This is a genomic window from Brevundimonas olei (genome assembly GCF_037055245.1).
In the GTDB taxonomy this organism is placed as follows: Bacteria; Pseudomonadota; Alphaproteobacteria; order Caulobacterales; family Caulobacteraceae; genus Brevundimonas; species Brevundimonas olei.
The window spans coordinates 2,737,564-2,763,348 of record NZ_CP146369.1 but is presented as its reverse complement, the minus strand read 5'-3'; the positions used below and the strand labels follow the sequence as shown (position 1 = coordinate 2,763,348).

Sequence of the window (25,785 nt, the reverse complement as noted above, 5' to 3'; positions counted from 1 at the left end):
ACAAGGGGAACACCTATGCGTCGTCTCATCATCGCTCTCGCCGTCGCCGCGGTCGCCGCGCCCATGCTGTCGGGCTGCATCATCATCGCCACCGAGAAGCCGACCACCCGCGTCATCCACTCGGCCCCCGCCGAGGCGAACTGATGCGCCTGGCCGTCGTCGCCGCCGTCGCCCTGCTGCCGCTGCTGGGCGGTTGCGTCATCTATTCCAACGAGGGCGGCGAGAAGGTCTCGATCGTCACGGACCAGAGCGCGGCTCGGGACGAGCCGCTGGAAGCCGTCCGCAAGGTCGATTTCGACGGCCAGCGTCTGAACGTCGTCGTCGGCTCCAACGGCTGCACCGAGGCGTCCAGCTTCGAGGTGCGGATCAAGGACGGCGATCCCGCCGAACTGACCCTGGCCCGCCGTTCGCCTGACCTGTGCAAGGCCCTGGTCCCCGAGGGCAAGACGGTCAGCTGGACCTATGACGAGCTGGGCCTGGAGCGCGGCCAGCCCGTGCGCGTGCTGAATCCGATCAGCCTGTAGGCCCGGCCCTGGAGAGGCGTCAGGCGCCGAACGCGCCTGACAGCACGCCGAACAGCGGGTTCGGCCGTCCTTCGTCGTTGAACAGCAGCGGACTGTCCTTGCCGTCGTCGTTCTCGGCGCGGCGCAGCCAGGAGTCGCTGTCGCGCACGCCCCAGACGGTGAAGGCGAAGCGCTGGGCGGGGGGCAGGTCCATGAACGCTTCCGCCAGTTCGGCCACGCGCGCCGTCTGCTGTTCGCGTCGCTGGGCGCCGGGACGCAGGTCAGGCATCCGGCCGCCGCGTTTCAGAGAGGCGTCCAGTTCGGAGACATGGATGGGCAGGCCGAACTGGCGGGCCTCGTTCATGAAGCCGGCGATCCGGCCGTCGGGGATTTCGATGTCGAGGTGAGACTGGACGCCGATGCCCTGAACCGGGGCGCCCGCCTTCAGCAGCCGCTCGACCAGACGCAGGAAGGCGGCGCCCTTCTTCGGCGTGTTCTCCAGATTGTAATCGTTCAGGAACAAGGTCGCAGCCGGCGCGGCGATGCGGGCCTGTTCGAAGGCGCGGATGATATAGGCGTCGACGCCGCCCAGGCCCTGGCTCCACACGCAGTCGCGATAGCCGCTCCCGTCATCCTCGACCGGTTCGTTGACCACGTCCCAGCCGACGATCTGGCTGCGCCAGCGCCCGGCGACCTCGGCGATGTAGCGGTCGTGTTCGGCGATGAAGCGCGGTCGGTCGTCGACGAGGGCGGTGAACCACGGATGCTCCTGCGCGTACCAGATCAGGGCGTGGCCGAAGAGGCGGATGCCCAGATCACGCGCGAAATAGGCGATGCGGTCCGGCGCGTCGAAGCGCAGGGAGCCGTCCTTCTGGAGGATGTATTCCATCTTCATCTCCCACTCGGGCGTGAGCTGGGAGAAGTGGGTGGAGACCAGACGGAACCAGTCCTGATCGGACAATTGGCCCGACATGGCGACGGTCCCGACAGGGAAGGACGCGACAGACTTCAGCGGGCGGACGGGGCCGGTCGGCGACGGAACAGGCGCTTCGCCTGCGCCGCAGGACGCGAGCGCGAGGGTCGAAGCCAGCAGGGCGCGGCGGTCGATCACGTGTCAGCCTTCGGCGCGGCGGCGCAGGCCCATTTCGTCATAGGCGGCGGCCTCGCGCTTGGCGGCGGCCATCAGCTTGTTCAGCCGGGTGGTCTCGGCGACGTGCTCGAACTTCTTCAGTTCCTCGAAGGCGCCGGTCAGGGCGTCGCGGGCGCCTTCCTCTTCGGCGGCGACGGCGGCGACTTCGGCCTCGGCGTCGGCGCGGCGCTGCTTCCAGCCGGTGAGATAGGCCTGCAGCATCATGCCGGACGACGGGTCGTGCCGCGCGTTCTCGCGCTCGACCTCGGCCTCGGCGTCCAGCACGGCGACGCGCATCTCGGCCTCGGCCTTGCGGGCGCTGATCTCGGCCAGCCGCTTCTGCAGCGTCTCGACCTCATAGTTGGAGATGCGGATCAGGGATTGGGCCCAAGCCGTCATGCGTCGTCTCCCGCGATCATTGGTCCACCATGCCCTGGTTCAGGATGGTTTCAAGTCTGTCGAAACTGTCGCCCAGCCGCGTCACGTCGTCCTTGTCCTGGGTCAGGAAGTCTTCCAGGGCGGGGTTCAGGGCGATGGCGCGGTCGACAATGGGGTCGGCCCCGGTGCGATAGGCGCCGATGCGGATCAGTTCTTCCATGTTGGAATAGGCGCTCAGGCACTGGCGCGCGCGGCGGTTCAGGTCGCGCTCGGGCGGGGACTGGTTGCCGGGCATGGTGCGGCTGACCGACTTCAGCACGTCGATGGCGGGGAAGCGGCCGCGCTCGGCGATCTTGCGGTCCATGACGATGTGGCCGTCCAGGATGCCGCGCACGGCGTCGGCGATCGGCTCGTCATGGTCGCCGCCGTCCACCAGCACGGTGAACAGGGCGGTGATCGGTCCCGCCTCGGTGCCGTCCGGCCGGATCGGCCCCGGCCCGGCGCGCTCCAGCAGCTTGGGCAGTTCGGTGAAGACGGTGGGGGTGTAGCCCTTGGTCGTCGGCGGTTCGCCCGCCGCCAGACCGATCTCGCGCTGGGCCATGGCGAAGCGGGTGACGCTGTCCATCAGGCACAGCACCTCCAGACCCTGATCGCGGAAGAACTCGGCCACGGCCATGGTCATGTATGCCGCCTGGCGCCGTTTCAGCGCCGGTTCGTCACTGGTGGCGACCACGACGACGGCGCGCTTCAGCCCCTCTTCGCCCAGGGTCTCTTCGATGAACTCGCGGACCTCGCGGCCCCGTTCGCCGATCAGGCCGACCACCACGACGTCGCAGGTCGCCTGTCGCGCCAGCATGGACAGCAGCACCGACTTGCCCACGCCCGAACCGGCGAAGATGCCCAGGCGCTGCCCTCGGCTGGTGGTGGTGAAAACGTCCATCGCCCGAACGCCCAGATCCAGCCGCTCGCCCACCCGGCCGCGTGAATGGGCGGGCGGCGGCGGGGCGCGCAAGGGGTAGGGGATGAGGCCCGGCGTCAGCGGCCCAAGGCCGTCGATCGGTTCGCCGAAGGAATCGATGATGCGGCCCAGCCAGGCGGTGGTGGGGCGCACGCTGGCGGCCGCGTCGATGATCCTGATGTCGGCGCCGGGCGCCACGCCCTCGACCGGGCCGAAGGGCATCAGCAGGGCCTTGGCCTCGCGAAAGCCGACGACCTCGGCGGGCAGGGGCGGCTGGCCGCGCCGCTCGATCTCGGCCCGCGCCCCGACGGCCAGACGCGACAGGCCGCCGCGCGACTCGATCAGCAGGCCGCTGACGCCCGCCACCTTGCCGGTGACGACCAAAGGGTCGATCGCTTCGACGGCGGCGACGAGATTGCGCAAAGAAAGCCCCTGGACCGCAGGCGCGATGGGGCGATCCCAGGCGCGCGGCCGATGGGCGGACACTGCTGCATCATGGTTAATGAGCGATGAAGCCGGCCTGACGTTACAACCTATGCGCGCGAGAAAGGAAAAAGAAAGCTTCCGGCCGTAGACTTCCCTCAGACGTGCCTAGGGTCATCACCGCAATCAGAAGGGGAGCGGGTCGGATGTTCAGCAGAAATCGTCGGCGAAAACAGGCTGCGGATCTGGAGCGGCTTGAGGAACTGGACCGCCTGATGGCGGCGATCGGGCGGTCCCAGGCCGTGATCGAATTCAATCTGGACGGGACGATTCTCGGCGCCAACGACAATCTGCTTCAGACCATGGGCTACGCCCTGGACGAGATTCAGGGACGGCATCACCGGATGTTCATGGACCCCGATGAGGCGTCGACGCCCGACTACAGCGCCTTCTGGCGTGAACTGAACGAGGGCCGCTTCGTCGCCCGCAAGTTCCGCCGCATCGCCAAGGGCGGGCGGGAGGTCTGGCTCGAAGCCTCCTACAATCCCGTGCTGGACGAAGCCGGTCGGCCGCTGAAGGTGGTCAAGCTGGCGGTCGACATCACCGAGGCCGAACAGGCCTCGCAGCGGGCGGAGCAGGCCCGCCTGGCGGCCGAGGCGGCGCAGGCTCGCCTTGTCGGCGCCCTGGCCGAACAGCTCTCCCGCCTTTCGGACGGCGATCTCCTGGCGGCCATCGAGCAGGAGATGGAAGGCGCCCACCAGGCGGTGAAGTCGGACTTCAACGGCGCCGTCGCCAGCCTGCGCACGGCGCTGGGGCAGGTGCTGGCGGCGGTGGCCACGCTGCGCGGCGGCTCCGACGAAATCAGCCAGGCCTCGGATGACCTGTCGCGCCGCACCGAACAGCAGGCCGCTTCGCTGGAGGAGACGGCGGCGGCCCTGGATCAGATCACCGTCACCGTGCAGCGGGCGGCCGAAGGCGCGCGCCAGGCGGCGACGGTCGCGTCCAAGGCTCACGCCGAGGCGGATCGGTCGAGCGACGTCATGCGCCGGGCCGTCGCCGCCATGGACGGCATCAGCCGCCGCTCGGCCGAGATCAGCGACATCGTCGGGGTGATCGACGAGATCGCCTTCCAGACCAACCTGCTGGCGCTGAACGCCGGGGTCGAGGCGGCGCGGGCGGGCGACAGCGGACGCGGCTTCGCCGTGGTCGCCTCGGAGGTGCGGGCCCTGGCCCAGCGCTCGGCCGAGGCCGCCAAGGAGATCAAGACCCTGATCGCCGCCTCGGGCGCCGAGGTGGCGCAAGGCGTGGAACTGGTCGCCGAGACGGGCCGCGCCCTGACGACGATCGCGGAACAGGTCAATGAGATGGACGGCCTGGTCGCCGAGATCGCCGCCTCGGCCCAGGAGCAGGCCTCCGGCCTGGGGCAGGTCAATCAGGCGGTGAACCAGATGGACCAGGTGACGCAGCAGAACGCGGCCATGGTCGAGCAGACCACGGCGGCGGCCGCCAATCTCAAGACCGAGGCCGAACACCTGGCTGAACTCGTGGGCCGTTTCCGCACGGGCGCGGACGAGGGCGGGGCGCGCGAGCTGAAAGGTCGGGAGACGCCCGGCCGCGGCGGCCCGCCTCCGGCGCTGGAGGCCCAGCGCGCGCGCCTGCGCGCCGTGGCCAACGGTCCGGCGGTGGAGGAATGGACCGAGTTCTAGGGGCTAGAACAGCAGCTTCACCGCCGCTCGCATCAGCAGGGCCAGCACGGCGCCGAAGACCAGGCAGGCGATCAGGTTGGGAATCGGCCGTTGCAGCCGGGACAGCAGGAACTTCATCGAAACGCGTCTGTGGTCAGGCGGGGGCGGCGGGGTCCTGCAGCGGCTGAGCCTCGTCAGAGGGCGAGGTCAGCACCGCGCCGACCGAGGCGGTGATGATGGCGGCGATGGCCAGCCATTGCAGGGGGCTGAGATGCTCGCCCAGCACGAACAGCCCGGCCAGGGCGCCGATGGCCGGATCGCCGCTGACGGCCACGCCGAAGGTGCGCTTGGGAATGTGGCGCAGGGCGATCATGTCCAGCGTATAGGGCAGGGCGCTGGACACCAGGGCCACGACCAGGCCGAGCGCCAGGATCTTCGGATCGAACAGGGCCAGTCCAGCGCCGGCGAGGCCGAACGGCACGACCGTCACGGCCGCCATCGACATGCCCACGGCGACGGTCGCGCCGCTGGGCAGGTGGCTGACCCGCTTGCCGAAGACGATGTAGCCTGCCCAGAAGAGGCCCGCCGCCGCCGCATAGGCGCACCCGACGGGGTCCAGCGTCGCCACGGCGCCGTCGAGCGGCAGCAGCAGGCTCAGGCCCAGCACCGCAAAACCCACCCAGACGAAATGGATCAGGCGGCGCGAGTTGAACAGGGCGACCGACAGCGGCCCCATGAACTCGATCGCCAGGGCCACGCCCAGCGGAATGGTGTTCAGCGCCATGTAGAAGCTGAGGTTCATCAACCCCATGACCCCGCCGTAGACCGCCAGGGCCCGCAGGTCGTTGCGGGTGAAGGCGGTGCGCCACGGCCGGAAGATCGCCAGCAGCACCAGGGCCGACAGGCCGACGCGCAGCGCCGCTGTCCCGGCTGGCCCGACCATCGGATAAAGCGTCTTGGCGAAGGAGGTGCCGGCCGAAAGGGACACCATCCCGCCGACCAGGGCGAGATAGGGCAGGATGGCCGCGAGGCGCGGCGTGCGAAGGGCGAGCGTCAGGGAGGACATGGCGCGGAACCTAGCCAAAACCCGCCTGCGTTTCTCGCTGATTTCACCTGCCATGACGCAAGAAACAGGCGTATGATCCCTGATAATGCAAGAAAACGCCGACCTCGATTCCTTCGACCGTCGCCTGCTGGCCCTGGTCCGGCGCGACAATCTCCAACCCGCGCGCCTGCTGGCGGAAAAGGTCGGCCTGTCGGAATCGGCGGTGTCGCGGCGGTTGCGGCGGCTGCGCGACGAGGGCGTCATCATCGCCGACGTCGCCGTGGTCGACCCGGCTCGCCTGGCGCGGGCCCTGACCATGCACGTCCTGGTCGAGATGGAGCGCGAGGGCACCGCCGTTCTGGACGCCCTGATCGACAAGCTGACCGCCCGGCCCGAGGTTCAGGCGGCCTGGTATGTGACGGGCGACACCGACCTGATCCTCTATGTCGTGGTGCCGACGATGGAGGCCTATGAGGTCTTCACCCGCGAGATGCTGAACGACGACGCGCGCGTGCGGGCTTTCAAGACCCTGATCTCGATCCGCGAGGTCCTGCCCTTCGATCCCGCCCGCCGCGCCCTGGCGCGATGAGCTCTGCTAAAGCCTGCGTCAGAATTCCTGCGCGGGTCTGCTTTGTTCGCGGCGTATAAGACTTATCTGTTGAGCCGACACCCGCACGGAGACCTCCCATGTCCGACGCTTCCAACGCCGCCTATGACGCCAGCCGCCACAAGAAGGCGGGGCGGGGCCGGGTCTATGACAGCATCGTCGACACCATCGGCGACACCCCCCTGGTGCGGCTGCCCAATCTGACGGCGGCGCTTCAGCCCAAGGCCACGGTGCTGGCCAAGCTGGAGTTCTTCAACCCGATCGCCTCGGTCAAGGACCGCATCGGCGTGGCCATGGTCGAGGCGCTGGAGCAACTGGGCAAGATCAAGCCGGGCGCGACCCTGATCGAGCCGACCAGCGGCAACACCGGCATCGCCCTGGCCTTCGTCGCCGCGTCCAAGGGTTACAAGCTGATCCTGGTCATGCCCGAAAGCATGTCGATCGAGCGGCGCAAGATGCTGGCCCTGCTGGGCGCGCGCCTGGAGCTGACGCCGGCCGAAAAGGGCATGAAGGGCGCCATCGCCCGCGCCGAGGAGCTGCTGACGGAAATTCCCGGCTCGGTCAGCCCGGCCCAGTTCGAGAACCTGGCCAACCCCGCGATCCACGAGGCCACGACGGCCGAGGAGATCTGGAACGATACGGCCGGGGCCGTCGACGTGGTCGTGTCCGGCGTCGGCACCGGCGGCACCATCACCGGCGTCGGCCATGCGTTGAAGGCGAAGAAGCCCTCGGTGAAGATGATCGCGGTCGAGCCGACCGCCTCGCCCGTCCTGTCGGGCGGCGCGCCCGGCCCGCACAAGATTCAGGGCATCGGCGCGGGCTTCATCCCCGCCGTGGTCGACCGCGCGGTCATCGACGGCGTGGAGCAGGTCACCAATGAGGAGGCCTTCGACATGGCCCGCCGCGTCGCGCGCGAGGACGGCGTACCTGTCGGCATCAGCTCGGGCGCGGCCCTGGCGGCGGCCTTCCGCCTGGCGGCGCAGGATGAATATGCGGGCCAGACCATCGTGGCCATCATCCCCAGCTTCGCCGAGCGCTATCTGTCGACGGCCCTGTTCGAGGGACTGTGACGCCGCTTGGAGCGCGACTGCACTGCTGGTTAACCGCTGACGCCTAGGGTGTCGTCATGGGCGACACCCAGGCCAGTTTGAACGAGACGAGCACGCCGCGCGGGCGCACGGCGCGGCAGGTGCTGCTGCGTCGGCTGGCCGATGTCGTCAGCCTGCCCGCCAGCCGGATCAACGCCTTCGAGCGGGCGGTGGTCGGCGATCTTCTGGTCGACGTGCTGCGTCCGGCGACGCTGGAGGAGCGGCGGCGCGTGGCCTTGCGGCTGGCCCCTCTCGGCGAACTGCCGGACGCCCTGAAACGCCTGCTGTTGCGCGACGAACCGCCGGTGGCGGCGCCGTTGCTGGAAGACTGCGCCGCCCTGTCGGACGCCGATCTGATCGGCTGCGCGCGGGACGCCACGATCCGGCATCGGCTGATGATGGCCGCCCGGCGCGACCTGTCGGAGGCTGTGACCGACACCCTGTTGAGCTGGGGCGAGGAGCCGGTCATCGCCGCCGTCCTGGCCAACCCCTCCGCCCGTCTGACCCAGACCAGCCTCGAGGGCGTGATCGCCCTCAGCCGTTCGTCGCGTGCGCTCTGCACGGCTCTGCTGAAGCGGCCGGAACTGCGCCCCTCGGGGGCCTATGTGATGTTCTGGTGGTGCGGGCCGGACGACCGACGCGTCATCCTGCAGCGTTTCGCCGTCTCGCGCGACGTCATGCAGACCAGCGTCGAGGACGTCTTCGCCCTGGCGGCTGAGGAGGGCTGGGCCGACCCGGTGGCGCGCAAGGCGCTTCAGTTCATTGAAAGACGTCAGCGAAATCGCGCGGCGATAGAGAAGAGCCCCTATGCTGACCTTGAGGCCGCCGTCGCTGCGGCGGCCGCCCACGGCCTGTCGCGCGACCTGGTCGGCGAGATCGGCCATCTTTCCGGGGTGAAGCCGCTGACGGCGGCCAAGATCATGGGCGATCCCGGCGGAGAGCCTGTGGCTATACTCTGCAAGGCGGCGGGGCTGACGAGTTCTAGTCTTCAGACCCTGTGGCGATCCATGCGTCGACCCGAGACGACGGCGGATGGCCCCGTGCATCCGGACTGGAGCCGGGTGCAGCTGACCTATGAAATGCTGGCCGTCGATCGCGCCCAGACAGTGCTGCGTTACTGGAACTGGTCCCTGTCATCCGCTCTGACGCCGACCCTGCTGCGCGCCATTCGCGATGGTGAAGACCAGATGATCGACGAATACTCGGCGCCCGAGCGCGCGGCGGCGCTCGCCTTGGCGGATAACTTTGGTCGTTGAAATGGCCGTTCCTGATCTATGCTGAATTCGAGCTCACACTTCGCTTCTTGAGCGAGAAATCGCCTCCGCATTGCTTTCAATACAAAACATAAGTATGAAACCGCTCGACGGCAGGTCGATTCAGATCAGTCGATTGAAAATGGGGCATGCAAGAGGCTGATGCAGATGGAAGAAAAACCCGAACTGCTCGAGATGACCGCTGACATCGTGTCGGCCTATGTCAGCAACAATTCCGTTTCGGCTGACGCCGTGCCGGGTCTGATCGCACAGGTCCACGCGGCTCTTTCGGGCGTTTCGGTCGCTCCGGTCGAGCCCGAGCCCGAGCCCCAGGAACCGGCGGTCCCGGTTCGCAAGTCGATCACGCCGGACTTCCTGATCTGCCTGGAGGACGGTCGCAAGTTCAAGTCGCTGAAGCGTCACCTGCGCACCAAATACAATATGAGCCCCGAAGAATACCGCGCCAAGTGGGGTCTGCCGAAAGACTATCCCATGGTCGCCCCAAACTACGCCAAGGCGCGTTCGGAACTGGCCAAGCAGATGGGTCTGGGCCAGGGCGGCCGTAAGCCGGCCCGCGCCACGCGTAAGTAATCCGCTTACGCATCCGAGAGATGCAACGCCCGCTCTTCGATCGAAGGGCGGGCGTTTTGCTGTCAGACGCACAGCCTGGGACAGGGGTGACCTGAGGCGCGGCGGCGGTTAACCCTGTCCGCACACCTGCCGTTGAAACGGCCGCGCTAGACAGACGGCATGTACCACGCGCCTTCCGGTTTCGATCCTTCCGGCCCTCCGCCCGATCGGCGGCGACGCATCCGTGCGCCGTTTCGCCAGACGCGCCGTCCCGACGAGCGGATCACCCTGCTGGGCGAGCCGATCGATCTGGTTCGGCCCGAAGAGGTGCTGCTGCATCTGGAGCGCAGCGTGGACGCGGGCGTGCAGAGCATCGTCGCCAACCACAATCTGCACAGTCTCTATCTGATCCGGCGCACGCCGGGGATGCGGCGCCTGTACGAGGCGGCCGATCTGATCGAGCTGGACTCGACGCCGCTGATCCATTTCGCGCGTTTGCTGGGCCATCCCGCGCGGCCGCAGCACCGCTGCACCTATCTGGACTGGCGCGATCATTTCTGGAGCCTGGCCGACCGCAAGGGCTGGCGCGTCCTCTATGTCGGCGGCGCCGACGGCGTGGCGGAAGAGGCGGCGCGGCGACTGGCGGCCCGCTATCCGGGCGCGATGGTGAAGGGGCTCAGCGGCTATTTCGACGCGACGCCCGGGTCCTTGGGCAATACGGCGGTTCTGGCGGCGGTCAGGGATTTCGCCCCGCACGTGCTGTTCGTCGGCATGGGGATGCCGCGTCAGGAACTATGGATCGCGGACAATCTGGCGTCTCTGCCGGCGGTTCCGATCCTGCCGGTGGGCGCCGCCTTCGACTATGAGGCCGGGGTTCAGAAGGCCGCGCCGCGCTGGATGGGACGGCTGGGCGTCGAATGGCTGTTCCGCCTGTTCGCCGATCCGAAGCGGCTGTTTGCGCGCTACTGCATCGAGCCCTGGTTCCTGATCGGACCGGCGCTGGGCGACGTGCGCGCGGCCATGCGGCGCAGAAAACGCTGAACCGCGCCCCTTGTCAACCATCGCAATGACGCTGATTGAGGCGTTGAATTCTCGAGGCTTTTTCTTGGTGAGGCCGGATCGACCGGCTGTCCTCTAGCCAGCCCGCATACTCCTCACAGCGCCGAGGACGGCGCGGGCCGACAAGGAGACGACCGCGCCGATTTCAGACGATTCAGACGAATTGGACTCTGTTTTTTCCGTCCACGCCGACCCCGCGCCTCGGATCACGCCGTGACGATCTCCTCGGCCTGTTGCAGGTCGACGCTGACCAGCTGGCTCATGCCGCGCTCGGGCATGGTGACGCCGTAGAGGCGGTCCATCCGGCTCATGGTCACCGGGTTGTGGGTGATGACGATGAAGCGGGTGTCGGTGCGGCTGCGCATCTCGTGCAGCATCCGGCAGAAGCGGTCGACGTTGGCGTCGTCCAGCGGCGCGTCCACCTCGTCCAGCACGCAGACGGGCGCCGGATTGGCCAGGAAGACGCCGAAGATCAGCGCCGCCGCCGTCAGGGCCTGCTCGCCTCCGCTCATCAGGCTCATCACCGACAGCCGCTTGCCGGGCGGGCAGGCGTAGATTTCCAGACCCGCCTCCAGCGGATCGTCGCTCTCAACCAGCTTCAGCTCGGCCTGACCGCCGCCGAACAGGGCCTCGAACAGAGTCTTGAAGTTGGTGTTGATGACCTCGAAGGCGGCGATCAGCCGCTCGCGCCCCTCGGCGTTCAGTTCATCGATGCCGTCCCTGAGTTTCGCGATCGCCTGCGTCAGGTCGATGCGCTCGGTCTTCATGGCGCTGAGGCGGTCGCCGTATTCCGCCGCCTCCTCCTCGGCGCGCAGGTTGACGGCGCCCAGCGCCTCGCGCTCGCGCTCAAGACCGTAGAGCAGGCTTTCGGCGCCCGCCGCGTCGGGCGGGCGGGCGATGGCGTCGTCGGTCAGCTTCTTGCCCAGCTCCTCGGGCGACATCTGCGCCGTCTCGCGGATGTTGGCGGCGCTCTCGGCCAGCTTCTCGGCGGCGGCCTCGGCGCGGGCGTGAAGGCCTGCCCGGCTTTCGCGGGCCTGAGACGCAGCCGTTTCGGCGGCGCGGGCGGCGCGGTCAGCCTCCTGCGCGCCCGCCTCGGCCACGGCGACGGCGTCGGTCGCGGCCTGCTTGCGCTTCTCGGCCTCGGCCAGGGAGTCCATCAGGGCGTTGCGCTGCTCGGCGAAACCGGCGGGCGCGGCTTCGGCCTTGGTCAGGGCGACTTGCGCCTTCTCCGCATCGCGCTCCCGCGTCTTGAGGCGGGCGGCGCTGTCGCTGGATCGCGTGACCCAGCCTTCGCGGGCGCGGGAGAGGCTGCCCAGCCGCTGCTCGCGCATGGCGCGGTCGCGGGCTTCTTCGTCGCGGATCGAGCGGGCGGCCTGCGCCGCCAGCCGGGCGCGCTCGGCGCCGCCGCGCGCCTCGGTCAGTTCCTGACGCAGGCCGACGACGACGTCGGAGGACGACTCCACCGAACTGGCTTCGGCGAAGGCGGTCTCGGCCTCCTGAACCTCGCCCTCCAGCCGGGCGACGCTCTCGTCCAGCGATTGGGCGCGGGCCTCCTTGCGGGCCTGATCGCGCATCAGGGATTCCAGCCGATCGCGGGCCGAGACGACCTGCTTGTCCAGCGTGAAGGGGCGCAGCCGCGCGGCCTTCACCGCTTCCTCGGCGGCGCGGAAGGCTTCGCCCGCCGCCTTCAGCGCGCTTTGCGCCGTCTCCAGCGCGGGCTTGCCGAGGTCGATCTCGGCTTCCAGTTCCGACAGGCGGGTGCGCTGGGCCAGACGCACGGCGGCGGGCCGGGGCGCCTCGGCGCGGCTGACGAAGCCGTCCCAGCGATAGAGGTCGCCCTCGACCGTCGTCAGGCGCGCGCCGCGCGGCAGGGCGCGGGCCAGTTCGGCGATCCGCTCACGCGCGGCCATGCCGCAGAAGGCCAGACGCGCCGCCAGCTGATCCGGCGCCGTCACATGGGCGGACAGGGGCTCGACGCCTTGTGGCCATTCCGGCAGGGCGGCGTCGGCGCCGGCCCAGTGCGCCGGCGCGCGGGCGTCCAGCGCGGCGTCCAGATCATCGCCCAGCGCCGCCGCCAGCGCCGCCTCATAGCCCTTGGCCGCCGACACCTTGTCCAGCGCCGGAGGGTGCTCGCGCTTGCCGGTGAGCAGCAGTTGCGCCAGCCCGCGCGCCTCGGTCTGCAGCCGACCGAGCCGGTCCTCGGCGGCGCGGGCGGCGGTGCGCGCCTCCTGCTCGGCGCGGGCGATGTCGCTGCGTTTGGCCTCGGCGGCTTCGACGGCTTCGCGCGCGGCGGTCAGTTCGGTCTGAGCGGTTTCCAGCGCCGTGCGCGCCGTCTCGATCTCGGGCGTCTCCAGCGGGCCGAGCGCCTCGCGTTCGCGGCGGGCCTGTTCGTGCTGGCCCTTCACCCGCGCGAGCCGGGCCTCGGCGTCGCGCTTGCGGGCGCTTTCGGCGTTGGCGCGGGCCTCGACGGCGGCCAGCGTCCCGGCCAGCCGTTCGACCTCGGCGTCGGCGGCCTTGCGCGCGTCCTCAGCCTCCAGCAGAGCGCGTTCCAGTTCGGGGCCGCGTTCGGGGGCGGCGGCGATCTCGGCCTTCAGCTTGTCCAGTTCGCGATCCAGCCGTTCCAGTTCGTGCCCGGCGTCGGCGGCCATGCCGTCTTCGCGCACGCGGTCGGCCTCGATGCGGGCGACCTCGGCCTTCAGACGGTCGACCTCGGCGCGCGCGGCCTGTTCGGCCATGTCCAGCCGGTCGCGCTCGATGATGGCGCGGTTCAGCAGGGCGGTGGCCACCGCGTCTTCCTCGCGCGCAGGCTTCAGCCCTTCCTGAGCATTGAGGGCCGCCGTCTGGGCCGCCGCCGCCGCCGTGGTCGTCTCGGCGACGAGCCGGTCAGCCTCGCGCAGTTCGGCCGCCGCCGTCTCGGCCGCCGCCTTGGCGTCCGTCCAGCGGACGTAGAGCAGGGCCGCCTGAAGGGCGCGGATCTCGGCCGAGATCTTCTTGTATTTCTCCGCCTGACGCGCCTCGCGTTTCAGCCGGTTCAGCGTCGACTCCAGCTCCTTGCCGATGTCGTCCAGTCGGTCGAGGTTGGTCTCGGCCGCCTTGAGCCGCAGCTCCGCCTCATGGCGCCGGGTGTGCAGGCCCGCGACGCCCCCGGCTTCTTCAAGGATGCGTCGGCGGTTCTGGGGCTTGGCGGCGATCAGTTCCGAGATCTGGCCCTGACGCACCAGCGCCGGACTGTTGGCGCCGGTGGAGGCGTCGGCGAACAGCAGTTGCACGTCGCGCGCCCGCACCTCCTTGCCGTTGATGCGATAGGTCGAGCCGCGGCCGCGCTCGATCCGGCGCGACACCTCCAGCATGGGCGCATCGGTAAAGGGCTGGGGCGCGCGCTTCTGGGCGTTGTCGATGGTCAGCTGGACTTCGGCGTGGTTGCGCGGCGGACGGCCCGCGGCGCCGGCGAAGATCACGTCCTCCATGCCCTGGCCGCGCATGGCCTTGGCCGAGTTGGCGCCCATGACCCAGCGCAGGCTTTCCAGCACGTTCGACTTGCCGCAGCCGTTGGGCCCGACGATGCCGGTCAGCCCGGCCTCGATCTGCACCTCGGCCGGGTCGACGAAGGATTTGAAGCCGACGAGCCGGAGGCGCTGGAACTGCATCGCGTCCCGATCAGCGGGTCCGGATCAGCGGGTCGATGGCCGCCGATAGGGCCTCCAGCGAATGGTCGCTGACCCGCTTGCCGTTGACGAAGAAGGAGGGCGTGCCGGTCACCCCGGCCGCCACGGCGCCCTCGACCTCGGCCTGAAGGGCCTGGCTGGTCGCGGGGTCCTTCATGCAGGCTTCGATCTGTTCCTGGCTGCGGCCGCTGGCGGCGACGGCTGCGGCGAACCAGTCGCGGGGGTCGCCCTTTTCGAAGGCGGCGGCCTGACCGCTCATCAGGCTGTGGGCGACATCGAAGAAGCGGTTCGGCGCGGCGCAGCGCGCTATGCCCGCCGCCGTCGCCGCGATCTGGGCCGGCGCCGTGGGCATGTCGCGGAACACCAGCCGCACCTTGCCGGTGTCGATGTAGCGCGCCTTGAACTGCGGCAGGGTCTCATTGGTCCAGGCGGCGCAGTGGTTGCAGGTGAAGGAGGCGTATTCGATCACCGTCACCGGGGCGTCGGCCCGACCCAGCACGCGGTCGGCGGCCGTGACCGCGGGGACAGCCGCCGTCGTGGAGGCGCGCGTTACGGCCGGATCGAGCGCGGCCGAAGGGCTGGCGACGGCGGCGGTCGCCAGGGCGGCTGCGCCCAACAGGGCGTTGAGAGTCAGGCGCGGCCGCAGCATCGGCTTACTTCGCCAGTTCGGCGTCGATGACCTCGGACAGGCCCGACAGCGAGCTGTCCGCCACCTTGACGCCGTTGACGAGGAAGTAGGGGGTGCCGGTCACGCCGGCGCTGATGCCGGCCTGGATGCGCTTCTCCATCGCCTCGATGGCGCCCTTGTCGCGGATGCAGTCGTTGATCTGCTGCTCGCTGAGGCCCGCCGCCTGTCCGGCGCGGAACAGGGTGGTGCGCGGCTGGACGCCCGCCATCCATTCCTTCTGGCTGGCCATGATGTCTTCGACGACGTCGAAATACTTGTCCGGTCCGGCGCAGCGGGCGATCAGGAAGCCGGCGACGGCGATGTCCTGCGGCGGCGTCGGGAACTCGCGGAAGACGTAGCGGACCTTCTTGTTGTCGACGTACTTCGTCTTGAATTCAGGCCAGACTTCCTCGTTCCACACGGCGCAGTGGCCGCAGGTGACCGAGGCGTATTCAACGACGGTGACCTTGGCGCCTTCATCGGCGCCCAGCGCCATGTCGCCCTCGGCGGCGCCGCCGGTAGCTCCGCCCGAACAACCCGCCAGCACGGCCATGGAGGCCAGGGCCGCGGCGGACAGCGCCGCACGGCGGCTCATGGCGGCGTATTTGAAGGTCGGGGCCATCGGATGGTCCTTGTCAGAAATGAGATTCAGAAACGTCGCGCGATTCGCGCGCGCAGGCGAAATCGTCTGAATGTCGAGAACGCCGATGGCGAAGGTTTGTCAACGCCCCTCGTCGCGCGGCGGCTGCGACAGCACGGCGCGGCCCAGCTTGCCGAGGGCCGCCTTCAGCCCCTCGGGCGCCGCTTCGACCGAGGCGTTCAGCGCCGCTTCCGTGGCGGCGGGCAGGGGCGGCAGGACCGCGCGGCCGCGCGGGCGGGGCTTGGCGCCCGAGGCGGGCAGGGGTTTCACCGGCCCCTGGGCGATGCGCAGCTTCTCGACCGAGCCCGCCCCGAGAAACAGGTTCACGCGCTGGATGATGTCCGCCGACTGATGCTGGACCAGCAGGGCGGCGGGGCCTGCGACGCGCAGCTCCAGGGTCCCGCCGGCATTGCCTCGTCCCTTGGTCAGCTTCTGCGGGCGGGTGACGCGCGCCAGCCGTTCGCCCACGATCTCGACCCAGCGCGGCTCCAGCGCCGAGGCGCCGCGTCCGAACTGGGCGTCCAGCTTCTTGATCAACGGCGCCAGCGACCGGCCCGCAGGGGGCGGCGGGCGCAGGGCCGGGCGCGTGCGCCTCTGCGCCAGAATCTGGCGCGCTTCAGCTTCGGTAGGCAGGGTGCGGCGCATTCGTTCTATATAGCCTGAACTCATGGTCGACGTCCCCTCCCTCCGCACCGCCCTGCTCGATTGGTATGACGCCCATGCGCGCGGCCTGCCGTGGCGCGCGCCGCCGGGGGCCAGGGCGAAGACCGACCCCTATCGCGTCTGGTTGTCCGAGGTGATGCTGCAGCAGACCACGGTGCCGCACGCGACGCCCTATTTCGAACGGTTCACCACGCGCTGGCCGACCGTGAAGGATCTGGCGGCGGCGGAGGACGCCGAGCTGATGGCCGCCTGGGCGGGGCTGGGCTACTACGCCAGGGCGCGCAACCTGCTGGCCTGCGCCCGCGCGGTGGCGGCCGAGCACGGCGGGGCCTTCCCGCAGACCGAGGTCGAGCTGCTGGCCTTGCCGGGAGTGGGCGCCTACACCGCCGCGGCCGTGGCCGCCATCGCCTTCGACCAGCCCGCCAACGTCGTCGACGGCAATGTCGAGCGGGTGATGAGCCGCCTGTTCGCGGTCGAGACTCCGCTGCCCGCCGCCCGGCCCGAACTGCGGCGGCTGGCGGGCCTGTTCGTCGATGCGCACAGGCCGGGGGACTGGGCGCAGGCCTTGATGGACCTGGGCTCGGGGGTCTGTCGGCCCAAGTCGCCGCTATGCGAGCGATGTCCGCTGACCTTCGGCTGCGAGGCGCTGAAGACGGGGACGCCTGAACGCTATCCCCTGAAGACGAAGAAGGCCGAACGGCCGCATCGGCGCGGCCACGCCTATGTGCTGATCGACGCAACGGGGCGCGTCGCCTTGGTGCGGCGGCCGGACAAGGGACTGCTGGGGGGCATGGCGGGCCTGCCGACGTCGGACTGGGGGGCGACGCCGGATTTCGCCCCGCCGATCGGGGGCGACTGGCGCGCGGCCGGGGCGGTGGAGCACGTCTTCACCCACTTCAGCCTGACGCTGGAGGTGCATGTGGCGACGGGCGAGGGCGATTTCTCATGGACCCCGGCGGACGAGGCGGCCAAAGCCTTGCCGACCGTGTTCAGAAAGGCGCTGGAGCGGGCTCTGGGCGCCGCCTAGCCCGTCGCCCTCAGGTTCACCATCCCGCTGCGTTCGCGCGGCATCACCACCACATGGCCGCTCAGGCGCTGGAAGTGCAGGTCGATCACCCCCTCGCCGACCTTCAGGCGCGTGATCGACAGCCGGTCCAGCCCGGCGGGCAGGGCGGGATTGTTGACCTCGACCAGGCCCTCGGCGGCGTCGATGCTCAGGCCCAGCACCGACTGCATCATCAGGAAGACCGAGCTGGCCGCCCAGGCCTGGGGCAGGCAGGCGACCGGATAGGCGATGGGCGGCTCGCCCGTCTCGCGCACGAAGCCGCAGAACAGTTCGGGCAGGCGCATCTGGAAATGGGCGGCCGAGCCGTAGATCTCGCCCAGCAGCATCGCCACCGCCCGCCGCTCGCCGTAGCGGGCCATGCCCGCCGCCGCCAGGGCCGTGTCGTGCGGCCAGACCGAGCCGTTGTGATAGCTCATCGGGTTGAAGCGAGCCTGTCCCTTGGCCAGGGTTCGCAGGCCCCAGCCGGAACGGAACTCGGCCGTCAGCATCCGCCGCGTCACTTGTCGCGCCCGTTCGTGCGAAGGCAGGCCGGTGAACAGCAGATGCCCGGCGTTGGAGGCGATGGCGCGGCATTGCTCCCCGTCGCCGTCCAGGGCGATGGCGTAGAAGCCCTCGTCCTCCATCCAGTAGCGGTCCTCGACCAGGGCGCGCAGCGCCTCGGCCCGGTTCGCCCATTCGAGAGCGCGACCGTCGCCGAGTACGGCGCCCATCTCGGCCAGCGCTTTCCAGGCGGCGAAGGCGTAGCCCTGGACCTCCAGCAGGGCGATCGGCCCCTTGGGAAAGCGGCCGTCGGCGTGGAAGATGGAGTCTTCAGAGTCCTTCCAGCCCTGGTTCGACAGGCCAGTGTCGGCCGCACGCGCGTAGTCGATCAGGCCGTCGCCGTTGCTGTCGCCGTAGTCGCTCATCCAGCCCGCCGCCGCGATCAGATGGGGCCACAGGGCGCGCACCGTCTCATAGTCGTTGGTGCGCTTGGCGTAGGCGCCGGCCAGGGCGATGAACAGACAGGTGGTGTCGACGCCCCCGTAGTAGAGGCCGAAGGGCACCTCGCCCAGCACGCTCATCTCGCCGCCGCGCGTCTCGTGCATGATCTTGCCGGGGGCCGAGTCCATGAAGGCGTTGGTCTCGGTCGCCTGGCGCGAGGCCAGATAGGTCAGCACCCCCTTGGCCAGGCCGGGGTCGATCCACAGCATCTGCCAGGCGGTGATGATGCCGTCGCGCCCGAACGGGGTCGAGAACCACGGCGTCCCCGCATAGGGATAGGGGCCCGTCGGCAGGTCGGTGACTAGAAGGGCGATGTCGGCCCGCGACTGTCGTAGCCAGTCGTTGAAGCCCTGGTTGCGCCCGCCCTCGACGATGGCGCCCCTTCGCAGCCGTCGCCGCATGGCCAGCCGCGCCAGGATGGCGTGCCAGCGCCAGCGCGTCTCGTCCGGTTGTTCGCAGGCGTCCAGGCCGCATTCGATGAACAGGTCCAGGCTGCGCCCGCGCGGCAGGCTGAACATGAACTCGGCCCGATTGGCGCTGAGGCGGGCGGGCGGCTCCGAGAAGGCCAGACAACTGGTCCGTCCCACGCCGTCCAGGCCGGTGTAGCTGAAGGTCACGCGCCGTCCGTCGATCACCGGCGGATGGATTTCACCGTGTTGGGACCGCACCGTGCCGCGCACCTGGAAGATGTCGGCGAAGTCGGCGTCGAACTCGAACGTCAGCGGCAGCAGGATGTCTTCGACGCCGTGGTTGACCATCCGCACCCGCTCGAACAGGCGCCGGTTCCAAAGGAAGCGTCGTCGCTCCAGGTGCAGCACTCCCGCCGGGGCCGAGCGCCCGCCCATCGGCGGCAGGGGCCGGTTGGTGGAATGACAGGTGAAGAAGACGTTGTCCTTGGTCACGCCCGAACTGAGCCGTGACGGCCGCGCGCGCCCGACCGTCAGGACGAAGCGGGACAGCAGCCGCGTGTCCCGCTCGAACAGGCCGTCTGCGCCCGCCTTCACATCCCCCCAGTGATCGGCGACGAGGAAGGCGTCGCCGTCCTTCAGCGCCATCAGGGTCTCGAGACCGTCCTGATCATTGGTGTCGGCGGCCGTGGCCTGGACAGAATAGGCGTCGTCCATAAGCGTCTCCGCTTGCGGTTCGTCCCCCTGATGAAGTCACAAGCGAACGGCCGGGGAGGCGGTTCAGTTCAGATGAAAACGGCGTTCGTCGTCAGGCTCGGCTGTTCAGGCGGAGAGGTCAGGCCAGGGCGGCGAAGCTGCGTTCTTCCTCGATGCTCCGCATCGGCGCCGCGAACGGCCGCTGCGCCAGAAGATCGGCGTAGACGTCCAGATACCGCCGCGCCATGGCCGTGGCGGAGAAGCGCAGGTCGAACCGCGCCCGGATCGCCTCCCGGTCCAGCCGATGCGCCCGGGCGGCGGCGGCGACCGCCTCCTCCATGGTCGAGACCAGGAAGCCGGTGGCGCCGTCCTCGATGATCTCGGGAGTCGAGCCGCAGGCGAAGGCCACGACGGGCGTGCCGCAGGCCATGGCCTCGATCATCACCAGGCCGAACGGCTCGGGCCAGTCGATGGGGAACAGCAGGGCCTCGGCGCCGCCCAGGAAGGCGGACTTTTCCGCATCGCCGATCTCGCCGACGAACTCGACCAGGGGATTGCCCCGCACCAGCGGCTCGATCACCGTCTCCCAATAGACGCGGTCGGCGGCGTCGACCTTGGCCGCGATCTTCAGCGGCTTGTTCAGTCGGGTCGCGATCTCGATGGCGCGGTCCGGGCGCTTCTCCGGCGAGATGCGGCCCAGGAAGGCCAGATAGCCCTGCGACCGGGGCGAGAAGCGATAGAGGTCGCCCGGCATGCCGTGGTGCACGGTCGCGCGCCAATTGGCGTGGGGCAGGGGGCGGCGCTGATCGTCCGAGATCGACACCAGGCCGAACTCCGACCAGCGGTCATACACGGGCGCCAGATCCTTCAAGTCGAGCCGCCCGTGCAGGGTCGTCACCGTCTTGTCCGCCCAACCCTCGAAGAAGGGAAAATGGACCATGTCGGTGTGGAAATGTATGACGTCGAAACGGTCGGCGCGGTCCAGCACCTCGGCCAGCTGGCTCATATGCGCCGCCAGATCCGACTTCAGCGGGGCGGGGTCAAGGCGCATGGCCTGGTCGCGAACCGGAACCAGGCGGGCGCGGGTGCGCGCATCGGCGCTGGCGAACAGGGTGACGTCGTGGCCGAGATCGACAAGGGCGTCGGTCAGATGGGCGACCACGCGCTCCGTGCCGCCGTAAAGACGGGGCGGCACGGCCTCATACAAAGGCGTGACTTGGGCGATTTTCATGGCGGGCTCCTGCGTCGCGTCGATACGCGGCGCTGCAACCTCAATCCGCCCAGGTTCGCCGGGTTCCAGCGTTGCTGGAACGATATTCTTCAATCCCGCCTGTGAGTTAGGAGCGAACGAAATTCGCCCTTTACTGCATCCCGGCCCGGATCTCGGCGCGCAGGGCGTCGATGGGGCGCAGGCCCGTATCCGTCTTGAAGCGCCAGTAGGTCCAGCCGTTGCACGCCGGGGCGTTTTCCAGCAGGGCGCCCAGCTTGTGGATCGAGCCGGTCAGGGCGCCGGACACCAGCGAGCCGTCAGCCCGCACCCGCGCCTCGCGCTCGCCCTTGGGGCAGTACAGCTTGTCGCCCGGCGCCAGCAGTCCGGCCTCGACCAGGGCGCCGAACGGCACCTTGGGCTCGGCCTTCTTGGAGCCGGTGACGACCAGGTCTTCCGGCGCGGCGGGGATGACGGCCTTGATGCGTTTCTCGGCCAGGCTCGCGTAGGTCTCGTCGCGCTCGATGCCGATGAAGTGACGGCCCAGACGCCTGGCCGCCGCCCCCGTCGTGCCGGTGCCGAAGAAGGGGTCCAGCACCACGTCGCCGACGCGGCTGGCCGACAGCAGGACGCGGTGCAGCAGAGCCTCGGGCTTCTGGGTCGGATGGGCCTTGTCGCCGTTCTCGTCCTTCAGCCGCTCATTGCCGGTGCACAGCGCCAGGGTCCAGTCCGAGCGCATCTGGGTGTCTTCGTTGAAGGCCTTCAGCGCGTCGTAGTTGAAGGTGTAGCGCTTCTGCTCGCGCGACTTGGCGGCCCAGATCAGGGTCTCATGGGCGTTGGTGAAGCGCGTGCCCTTGAAGTTCGGCATCGGGTTCGACTTGCGCCAGATGATGTCGTTCAGCACCCAGAAGCCCAGGTCCTGCATCGCCGCGCCCAGGCGGAAGATGTTGTGATAGCTGCCGATGACCCACAGGCTGCCCTCGTCCTTCAGCACCCGACGGCATTCGCCCAGCCAGGCGCGGGTGAAGGCGTCATAGGCGGCGAAGCTGTCGAACTTGTCCCAGTCGTCGTCGACCGCGTCGACCTTGGAGTTGTCCGGACGCAGCAGGTCGCCGCCCAACTGCAGGTTATAGGGCGGGTCGGCGAAGACCATGTCCACCGACTTGTCCGGCAGGCCCTTCAGCACCTCGATGCAGTCGCCACGCAGGATGACGTCGGTCTTCAACTCGGACATGGATAAGCGGCCCCGGACAGATGAGGGGCTTATGGTGAATCCTTACGGTTAAGGCGGAGTAACCAAGATTCACACGGCAGCGGTTGTGCTGATTGCGCCCGGGCGGTGCGGGCGCCATGATCACAGCATGGAAATGGCGATCAGACTCTTCTGATAGCGTCTGTGCGGGCCTGACGCCCCCGAGCGGCGCACCCTGTGCGACCGGGTTTCGCCCGGCGTCTCAGGGCTGTGCGCTTCATACCCTTCGATAAAATTTCAAGGCCGCCCGGCGCTGACTGGGTGCGGCCGCGCACATAGAGATTTCCATGACTCAGGTTTTCGAAAGCCCGTTCAAGGGCCGACTGCTGTCCGATCTGGTGACCAACCCCAACATCATCGTCGGGCGCTACAGCTATTATTCCGGCTGGTATCACGGCCACGGCTTTGACGCCTGCGCCCGCTATCTGATGACCGAGCCGGGCGTAGACCGGCTGATCATCGGCGACTTCTGCTCGATCGGCAGCGGGGCGGCCTTCATCATGGCCGGCAATCAGGGGCACCGGAACGACTGGGCCAGCTCCTTCCCCTTCTTCTACATGCCCGAGGTCCCGCATTTCGCCGGGGCGGTCGACGCCTTCCAGAAGGCGGGGGACACGGTCATCGGCAACGATGTCTGGATCGGCAGCGAAGCCATCATCATGCCGGGCGTGAAGGTCGGCGACGGCGCTGTGATCGGCACGCGGGCGCTGGTGACGCGCGATGTCGAGCCCTACGCCATCGTCGGCGGCAATCCGGCCAGGGTCATCCGCAAGCGGTTCGACGACGACAGCGTCGCCAAGCTGCTGGAGATGAAGTGGTGGGACTGGGACGACGCCCGGCTGGGCCAGGCCATGCCCATGCTGTGCAGTGGCGACATCGCGGTCCTGTACGCCTTCTGGCGCGAATGGGCTGAGGTCCAGGCGGCATAAACCCGCTCGTCCCGGCGAAGGCATGGTGCAAATCGCATCCTGTTTGAGCTATGGGGCGAAGATGATCCGTCGTCTTCGCCCCGTTCCGTTCGCCCTCGGGCCTGTCCACTTCGTCGGCATCGGCGGCATCGGCATGAGCGGCATCGCCGAGATCATGCTGAAGATCGGCTATCAGGTGCAGGGCTCGGACGCCAAGGCCAGCGCCAATACCGAACGGCTCGAAAAGCTGGGCGCCCGCATCTATATCGGCCACGACGCCGCCCATGTGACCGAGGGCGTTTCGGCGGTGGTCTATTCCACGGCGGTCAAGCCGACGAACCCCGAGCTGATGGTGGCGCGCGAACGCCGCATTCCTCTGGTCCGCCGGGCCGAGATGCTGGCCGAGCTGATGCGCCTGCAGTTCTCGATCGGCGTCGGCGGCACTCACGGCAAGACGACGACGACCTCCATGGTCGCGGCCCTACTGGACGCCGGCTCGCTGGACCCGACAGTGGTCAACGGCGGCATCATCAACGCCTATGGCACCAACGCCAAGGTAGGCGAGGGCGACTGGATGGTCGTCGAGGCGGACGAGAGCGACGGCTCCTTCCTGCGCCTGAAGTGCACGGTCGCGATCATCACCAACATCGACCCGGAGCACCTGGACCACTACGGCGACTTCGATGCGGTGAAGAAGGCCTTCTGCGACTTCATCGAGGACATTCCCTTCTATGGTTTCGGCGTGGTCTGCCTGGACCACCCCGAGGTGCAGAAGCTGGCGGCCCAGATCGACAACCGCCGCCTGGTCACCTACGGCCTCAACCCCCAGGCCATGGTCCGCGCCGACAATGTGCGCATGGACCCGGACGGCTCGCGCTTCGACGTGGTGATCCAGGGGCAGGGGATGGCGGCGCTGGAAGAGCCCGCGCGCATCGAGAACCTGCACCTGCCGATGGCGGGGTGGCACAACGTCTCCAACGCCCTGGCCGCCATCGCCGTGGCGCGCGAGATCGGGGTGGACGAAGACGCCATCCGCGCCGGGCTGGCGGGGTTCGGCGGGGTCAAGCGCCGCTTCACCACCACGGGCGTGGCGGGCGGGGTGCGCGTTATCGACGACTATGGCCACCACCCGGTCGAGATCGCCGCCGTGCTGAAGGCCGCGCGTCAGGTCGTCCACAACGCCGACAATCCCGGCCGCGTCATCGCCGTGGTCCAGCCGCACCGCTACACCCGCCTGCGCGATCTGATGCAGGACTTCTCGACCTGTTTCTCGGACGCGGACAGCGTGCTGGTCGCCGATGTCTATCCGGCGGGCGAACAGCCGATCGAAGGCGTCGACAAGCACGCCCTGGTCGAGGGGGTCCGCCGCTACGGCCACCGTCACGTCGCCGCGCTGGAGAACGCCGCCGCCCTGCCGCGCGTCATCCGCGAAGAGGCGAAGCCGGGCGATCTGGTCGTCCTGCTGGGCGCGGGCGACATCACCAGCTGGGCCTACGCCCTGCCGGCGCAGCTGGAGGCGCTGGGTTGAGCGAGTTCGCTCTCACCGGAGGATGCCATTGCGGCCAGGCCCGCTACGTCCTGTCGGCGGCGCCCGAGCGTGCGGAGCTTTGCCATTGTCGGGATTGCCAGAAGGCGGTCGGCGCCGTGTTCGGCGCCTTTGCCGATGTGAAGCGCGAGGCCTTCCGCTGGCTGACGCAATCGCCCGCGACCTATGCGTCTTCGCCCAGCGTGCAGCGTGGGTTTTGCCAGACCTGCGGGGCCTCCCTGACCTATGACGCCGCAGACGGCGACACGATCGGTGTATCCTTGGGCAGCCTCGACGCCCCCGATCGCGTGCCGGCGACCGGACACTGCGGCGTCCAGTCGAAGCTCGCATGGCTGACCCTCAACGACGGCCTGCCGCAGCGGCGGACAGGCGAGGCCTTTCCGGGGCAGGACCACGAATGACTGACTGGCGCGATAATCTCCCCGCCGTGCGCGGCAAGCTGCTGCTGAACGAGCCGCTGGGCCCCTACACCTGGTTCCGCGTGGGCGGGGCGGCGGACGCCCTGTTCATTCCGGCGGACGCCGACGATCTGGCCGACTTTCTGAAGGCCCTGCCCCAGGACGTACCCGTCACCGTGATCGGCGTCGGCTCGAACCTGATCGTGCGCGACGGCGGGGTCGAGGGGGTGGTGATCCGTCTGGCCGGCCGCGCCTGGGGGCAGGTGACGACCGACGGCGTCACAGTCACTGCGGGCGCAGGCGCGCTGGACAGCATGGTGGCGCGCGCCTCGGCCAAGGCGGGCATCGCCGGGCTGGAGTTCTATGCGGGCATCCCCGGCTCGATCGGCGGCGCCCTGACGATGAACGCGGGCTGCTACGGCGCTGAGACGAAAGACGTGCTGGTTTCCGCCTGGGGCCTGAACCGCAAGGGCGAGCGGGTCGAGCTGGCCCTGGCCGATTTCGGCTACACGTATCGCCACTCCAACGCCCCGGTCGACATCATCTGGATCGAGGCGACCTGGCGCGGGACGCCCGACGCGCCCGAGGCCGTCGCCGCCCGTATTCAGGAAATCACCGAGCGTCGCGAGAAGACCCAGCCGATCCGCGAAAAGACCGGCGGCTCGACCTTCAAGAACCCGGACGGCCATTCCTCTTGGAAGTTGGTCGATGAGGCGGGCTGGCGCGGCAAGCTGCACGCCGTGACCGGCGGGGGGGCCAAGTTCAGCGAACTGCACTCCAACTTCATGATCAACCCCGGCGAGGCCACGGCGGCCGACATCGAGGGTCTGGGCGAAGCCGTCCGCGCCGACGTGCTGGAAAAGACAGGCGTGCAGTTGAACTGGGAAATCCGCCGGATCGGGCGGAAATAACCCTCTCCCATCGGGAGAGGGACGAAAGGTGACGAATTTCCTTCCACGACCCCGTATCGTTTCCAACCGGTTAACCGTAT

24 protein-coding genes are annotated in these 25,785 nt (G+C 69.0%); 13 read left to right on the top strand and 11 right to left on the bottom strand.

Annotated elements, in window-relative coordinates:
* Positions 1–15 precede the first annotated feature (15 nt).
* Positions 16–144 carry a hypothetical protein gene (locus tag V8J38_RS13450; RefSeq protein ID WP_003169681.1) on the top strand — a complete coding sequence of 43 codons (129 nt, stop codon included), beginning with the start codon at positions 16–18 and terminating at the stop codon, positions 142–144.
* On the top strand, positions 144–524 hold the full coding sequence (locus tag V8J38_RS13445; protein ID WP_312219780.1) for a hypothetical protein: 381 nt from the start codon (positions 144–146) through the stop codon (positions 522–524). Before V8J38_RS13450 ends, V8J38_RS13445 begins: the two co-directional genes overlap by 1 nt.
* Before the next feature lie 19 nt (positions 525–543).
* Here the strand turns inward: V8J38_RS13445 and V8J38_RS13440 are convergent, their stop codons facing one another.
* Genes V8J38_RS13440 through fliI form a run of 3 tightly spaced genes read right to left on the bottom strand, consistent with a single transcriptional unit; the run spans position 544 to position 3,391 of the window.
* Positions 544–1,614, bottom strand: coding sequence for an endo-1,4-beta-xylanase (locus V8J38_RS13440; protein WP_338576343.1), 1,071 nt, complete (start codon positions 1,612–1,614; stop codon positions 544–546).
* Positions 1,615–1,617: 3 nt separating this feature from the next.
* The gene (locus V8J38_RS13435) at positions 1,618–2,031 is read right to left on the bottom strand and encodes a flagellar export protein FliJ (protein WP_291778179.1); all 414 of its coding nucleotides are present in this window, start codon (positions 2,029–2,031) and stop codon (positions 1,618–1,620) included.
* 16 nt (positions 2,032–2,047) lie between these two features.
* Complete coding sequence (gene fliI, locus V8J38_RS13430) at positions 2,048–3,391, bottom strand: flagellar protein export ATPase FliI (RefSeq protein WP_338578632.1); 1,344 nt, start codon at positions 3,389–3,391, stop codon at positions 2,048–2,050.
* Positions 3,392–3,597: 206 nt separating this feature from the next.
* On the opposite strand from fliI, the gene V8J38_RS13425 reads away from it, so the two are divergent.
* Positions 3,598–5,097 carry a PAS domain-containing methyl-accepting chemotaxis protein gene (locus V8J38_RS13425; RefSeq protein WP_338576342.1) on the top strand — a complete coding sequence of 500 codons (1,500 nt, stop codon included), beginning with the start codon at positions 3,598–3,600 and terminating at the stop codon, positions 5,095–5,097.
* Between the two features lie 133 nt (positions 5,098–5,230).
* On the opposite strand, the gene V8J38_RS13420 is transcribed toward V8J38_RS13425, so the two are convergent.
* Complete coding sequence (locus V8J38_RS13420; protein WP_338576340.1) at positions 5,231–6,142, bottom strand: DMT family transporter; 912 nt, start codon at positions 6,140–6,142, stop codon at positions 5,231–5,233.
* Positions 6,143–6,227: 85 nt separating this feature from the next.
* Here V8J38_RS13420 and V8J38_RS13415 point away from each other — a divergent pair, with 85 nt between their 5' ends.
* From V8J38_RS13415 to V8J38_RS13395, 5 genes are all read left to right on the top strand, one after another.
* The gene (locus tag V8J38_RS13415; RefSeq protein WP_291778187.1) at positions 6,228–6,710 is read left to right on the top strand and encodes an Lrp/AsnC family transcriptional regulator; all 483 of its coding nucleotides are present in this window, start codon (positions 6,228–6,230) and stop codon (positions 6,708–6,710) included.
* A gap of 98 nt (positions 6,711–6,808) precedes the next feature.
* Positions 6,809–7,798: a cysteine synthase A gene (gene cysK / locus V8J38_RS13410; RefSeq protein WP_338576337.1), complete on the top strand. Its 990-nt coding sequence runs from the start codon at positions 6,809–6,811 to the stop codon at positions 7,796–7,798.
* Positions 7,799–7,854: 56 nt separating this feature from the next.
* Positions 7,855–9,072, top strand: a complete 1,218-nt coding sequence (locus V8J38_RS13405; RefSeq protein WP_338576335.1) for a DUF2336 domain-containing protein — start codon at positions 7,855–7,857, stop codon at positions 9,070–9,072.
* A gap of 165 nt (positions 9,073–9,237) precedes the next feature.
* Complete coding sequence (locus tag V8J38_RS13400) at positions 9,238–9,660, top strand: MucR family transcriptional regulator (RefSeq protein WP_291778428.1); 423 nt, start codon at positions 9,238–9,240, stop codon at positions 9,658–9,660.
* Between the two features lie 159 nt (positions 9,661–9,819).
* Positions 9,820–10,680 carry a WecB/TagA/CpsF family glycosyltransferase gene (locus tag V8J38_RS13395; protein WP_338576333.1) on the top strand — a complete coding sequence of 287 codons (861 nt, stop codon included), beginning with the start codon at positions 9,820–9,822 and terminating at the stop codon, positions 10,678–10,680.
* A 224-nt stretch (positions 10,681–10,904) separates the two neighbouring features.
* Here V8J38_RS13395 and smc read toward each other — a convergent pair whose 3' ends face one another.
* The 4 genes from smc to V8J38_RS13375 all read right to left on the bottom strand — a co-directional run bounded on the left by smc (position 10,905) and on the right by V8J38_RS13375 (position 16,315).
* Positions 10,905–14,345, bottom strand: coding sequence for a chromosome segregation protein SMC (smc, locus tag V8J38_RS13390; RefSeq protein WP_338576332.1), 3,441 nt, complete (start codon positions 14,343–14,345; stop codon positions 10,905–10,907).
* Between the two features lie 10 nt (positions 14,346–14,355).
* The gene (locus tag V8J38_RS13385; RefSeq protein WP_338576331.1) at positions 14,356–15,012 is read right to left on the bottom strand and encodes a DsbA family protein; all 657 of its coding nucleotides are present in this window, start codon (positions 15,010–15,012) and stop codon (positions 14,356–14,358) included.
* A gap of 4 nt (positions 15,013–15,016) precedes the next feature.
* Positions 15,017–15,652, bottom strand: a complete 636-nt coding sequence (locus V8J38_RS13380; protein WP_338576330.1) for a thioredoxin domain-containing protein — start codon at positions 15,650–15,652, stop codon at positions 15,017–15,019.
* A gap of 99 nt (positions 15,653–15,751) precedes the next feature.
* Positions 15,752–16,315: a DUF721 domain-containing protein gene (locus V8J38_RS13375; RefSeq protein WP_338578631.1), complete on the bottom strand. Its 564-nt coding sequence runs from the start codon at positions 16,313–16,315 to the stop codon at positions 15,752–15,754.
* 22 nt (positions 16,316–16,337) lie between these two features.
* Between V8J38_RS13375 and mutY the strand changes: the two genes are divergently transcribed.
* The gene (gene mutY / locus V8J38_RS13370) at positions 16,338–17,360 is read left to right on the top strand and encodes an A/G-specific adenine glycosylase (protein WP_338576329.1); all 1,023 of its coding nucleotides are present in this window, start codon (positions 16,338–16,340) and stop codon (positions 17,358–17,360) included.
* Here the strand turns inward: mutY and V8J38_RS13365 are convergent.
* The 3 genes from V8J38_RS13365 to V8J38_RS13355 form a co-directional block, all read right to left on the bottom strand.
* Positions 17,357–19,504, bottom strand: coding sequence for an amylo-alpha-1,6-glucosidase (locus tag V8J38_RS13365; RefSeq protein WP_338576327.1), 2,148 nt, complete (start codon positions 19,502–19,504; stop codon positions 17,357–17,359). The genes mutY and V8J38_RS13365 overlap by 4 nt on opposite strands.
* A 118-nt stretch (positions 19,505–19,622) precedes the next feature.
* Positions 19,623–20,714, bottom strand: a complete 1,092-nt coding sequence (locus V8J38_RS13360; protein ID WP_338576326.1) for a glycosyltransferase family 4 protein — start codon at positions 20,712–20,714, stop codon at positions 19,623–19,625.
* A 130-nt stretch (positions 20,715–20,844) separates the two neighbouring features.
* The gene (locus tag V8J38_RS13355) at positions 20,845–21,924 is read right to left on the bottom strand and encodes a site-specific DNA-methyltransferase (protein WP_338576325.1); all 1,080 of its coding nucleotides are present in this window, start codon (positions 21,922–21,924) and stop codon (positions 20,845–20,847) included.
* A 305-nt stretch (positions 21,925–22,229) separates the two neighbouring features.
* On the opposite strand from V8J38_RS13355, the gene catB reads away from it, so the two are divergent.
* The 4 genes from catB (at position 22,230) to murB (ending at position 25,705) form a co-directional block, all read left to right on the top strand.
* Positions 22,230–22,871 carry a type B chloramphenicol O-acetyltransferase gene (catB, locus tag V8J38_RS13350; RefSeq protein ID WP_338576323.1) on the top strand — a complete coding sequence of 214 codons (642 nt, stop codon included), beginning with the start codon at positions 22,230–22,232 and terminating at the stop codon, positions 22,869–22,871.
* Between the two features lie 61 nt (positions 22,872–22,932).
* Positions 22,933–24,378, top strand: a complete 1,446-nt coding sequence (murC, locus tag V8J38_RS13345; RefSeq protein ID WP_338576321.1) for a UDP-N-acetylmuramate--L-alanine ligase — start codon at positions 22,933–22,935, stop codon at positions 24,376–24,378.
* The gene (locus V8J38_RS13340; RefSeq protein ID WP_338576319.1) at positions 24,375–24,797 is read left to right on the top strand and encodes a GFA family protein; all 423 of its coding nucleotides are present in this window, start codon (positions 24,375–24,377) and stop codon (positions 24,795–24,797) included. Before murC ends, V8J38_RS13340 begins: the two co-directional genes overlap by 4 nt.
* The gene (gene murB / locus V8J38_RS13335) at positions 24,794–25,705 is read left to right on the top strand and encodes a UDP-N-acetylmuramate dehydrogenase (RefSeq protein WP_338576317.1); all 912 of its coding nucleotides are present in this window, start codon (positions 24,794–24,796) and stop codon (positions 25,703–25,705) included. The genes V8J38_RS13340 and murB overlap by 4 nt, the downstream gene beginning before the upstream one ends.
* The last annotated feature ends 80 nt before the right edge of the window (positions 25,706–25,785 follow it).

Excerpts from the sequence above, each read along its gene's own strand:
- murC (WP_338576321.1), top strand. The coding sequence starts at position 22,933 with ATGATCCGTCGTCTTCGCCCCGTTCCGTTCGCCCTCGGGCCTGTCCAC.
- V8J38_RS13425 (WP_338576342.1), top strand. The coding sequence starts at position 3,598 with ATGTTCAGCAGAAATCGTCGGCGAAAACAGGCTGCGGATCTGGAGCGG.
- V8J38_RS13380 (WP_338576330.1), bottom strand. The coding sequence starts at position 15,652 with ATGGCCCCGACCTTCAAATACGCCGCCATGAGCCGCCGTGCGGCGCTG.
- V8J38_RS13445 (WP_312219780.1), top strand. The coding sequence starts at position 144 with ATGCGCCTGGCCGTCGTCGCCGCCGTCGCCCTGCTGCCGCTGCTGGGC.
- smc (WP_338576332.1), bottom strand. The coding sequence starts at position 14,345 with ATGCAGTTCCAGCGCCTCCGGCTCGTCGGCTTCAAATCCTTCGTCGAC.
- V8J38_RS13360 (WP_338576326.1), bottom strand. The coding sequence starts at position 20,714 with ATGAAAATCGCCCAAGTCACGCCTTTGTATGAGGCCGTGCCGCCCCGT.
- V8J38_RS13400 (WP_291778428.1), top strand. The coding sequence starts at position 9,238 with ATGGAAGAAAAACCCGAACTGCTCGAGATGACCGCTGACATCGTGTCG.
- V8J38_RS13415 (WP_291778187.1), top strand. The coding sequence starts at position 6,228 with ATGCAAGAAAACGCCGACCTCGATTCCTTCGACCGTCGCCTGCTGGCC.
- V8J38_RS13375 (WP_338578631.1), bottom strand. The coding sequence starts at position 16,315 with ATGCGCCGCACCCTGCCTACCGAAGCTGAAGCGCGCCAGATTCTGGCG.
- murB (WP_338576317.1), top strand. The coding sequence starts at position 24,794 with ATGACTGACTGGCGCGATAATCTCCCCGCCGTGCGCGGCAAGCTGCTG.
- V8J38_RS13420 (WP_338576340.1), bottom strand. The coding sequence starts at position 6,142 with ATGTCCTCCCTGACGCTCGCCCTTCGCACGCCGCGCCTCGCGGCCATC.
- V8J38_RS13435 (WP_291778179.1), bottom strand. The coding sequence starts at position 2,031 with ATGACGGCTTGGGCCCAATCCCTGATCCGCATCTCCAACTATGAGGTC.
- V8J38_RS13355 (WP_338576325.1), bottom strand. The coding sequence starts at position 21,924 with ATGTCCGAGTTGAAGACCGACGTCATCCTGCGTGGCGACTGCATCGAG.
- V8J38_RS13395 (WP_338576333.1), top strand. The coding sequence starts at position 9,820 with ATGTACCACGCGCCTTCCGGTTTCGATCCTTCCGGCCCTCCGCCCGAT.
- V8J38_RS13365 (WP_338576327.1), bottom strand. The coding sequence starts at position 19,504 with ATGGACGACGCCTATTCTGTCCAGGCCACGGCCGCCGACACCAATGAT.
- cysK (WP_338576337.1), top strand. The coding sequence starts at position 6,809 with ATGTCCGACGCTTCCAACGCCGCCTATGACGCCAGCCGCCACAAGAAG.
- V8J38_RS13385 (WP_338576331.1), bottom strand. The coding sequence starts at position 15,012 with ATGCTGCGGCCGCGCCTGACTCTCAACGCCCTGTTGGGCGCAGCCGCC.
- V8J38_RS13405 (WP_338576335.1), top strand. The coding sequence starts at position 7,855 with ATGGGCGACACCCAGGCCAGTTTGAACGAGACGAGCACGCCGCGCGGG.
- V8J38_RS13450 (WP_003169681.1), top strand. The coding sequence starts at position 16 with ATGCGTCGTCTCATCATCGCTCTCGCCGTCGCCGCGGTCGCCGCGCCC.
- catB (WP_338576323.1), top strand. The coding sequence starts at position 22,230 with ATGACTCAGGTTTTCGAAAGCCCGTTCAAGGGCCGACTGCTGTCCGAT.
- mutY (WP_338576329.1), top strand. The coding sequence starts at position 16,338 with ATGGTCGACGTCCCCTCCCTCCGCACCGCCCTGCTCGATTGGTATGAC.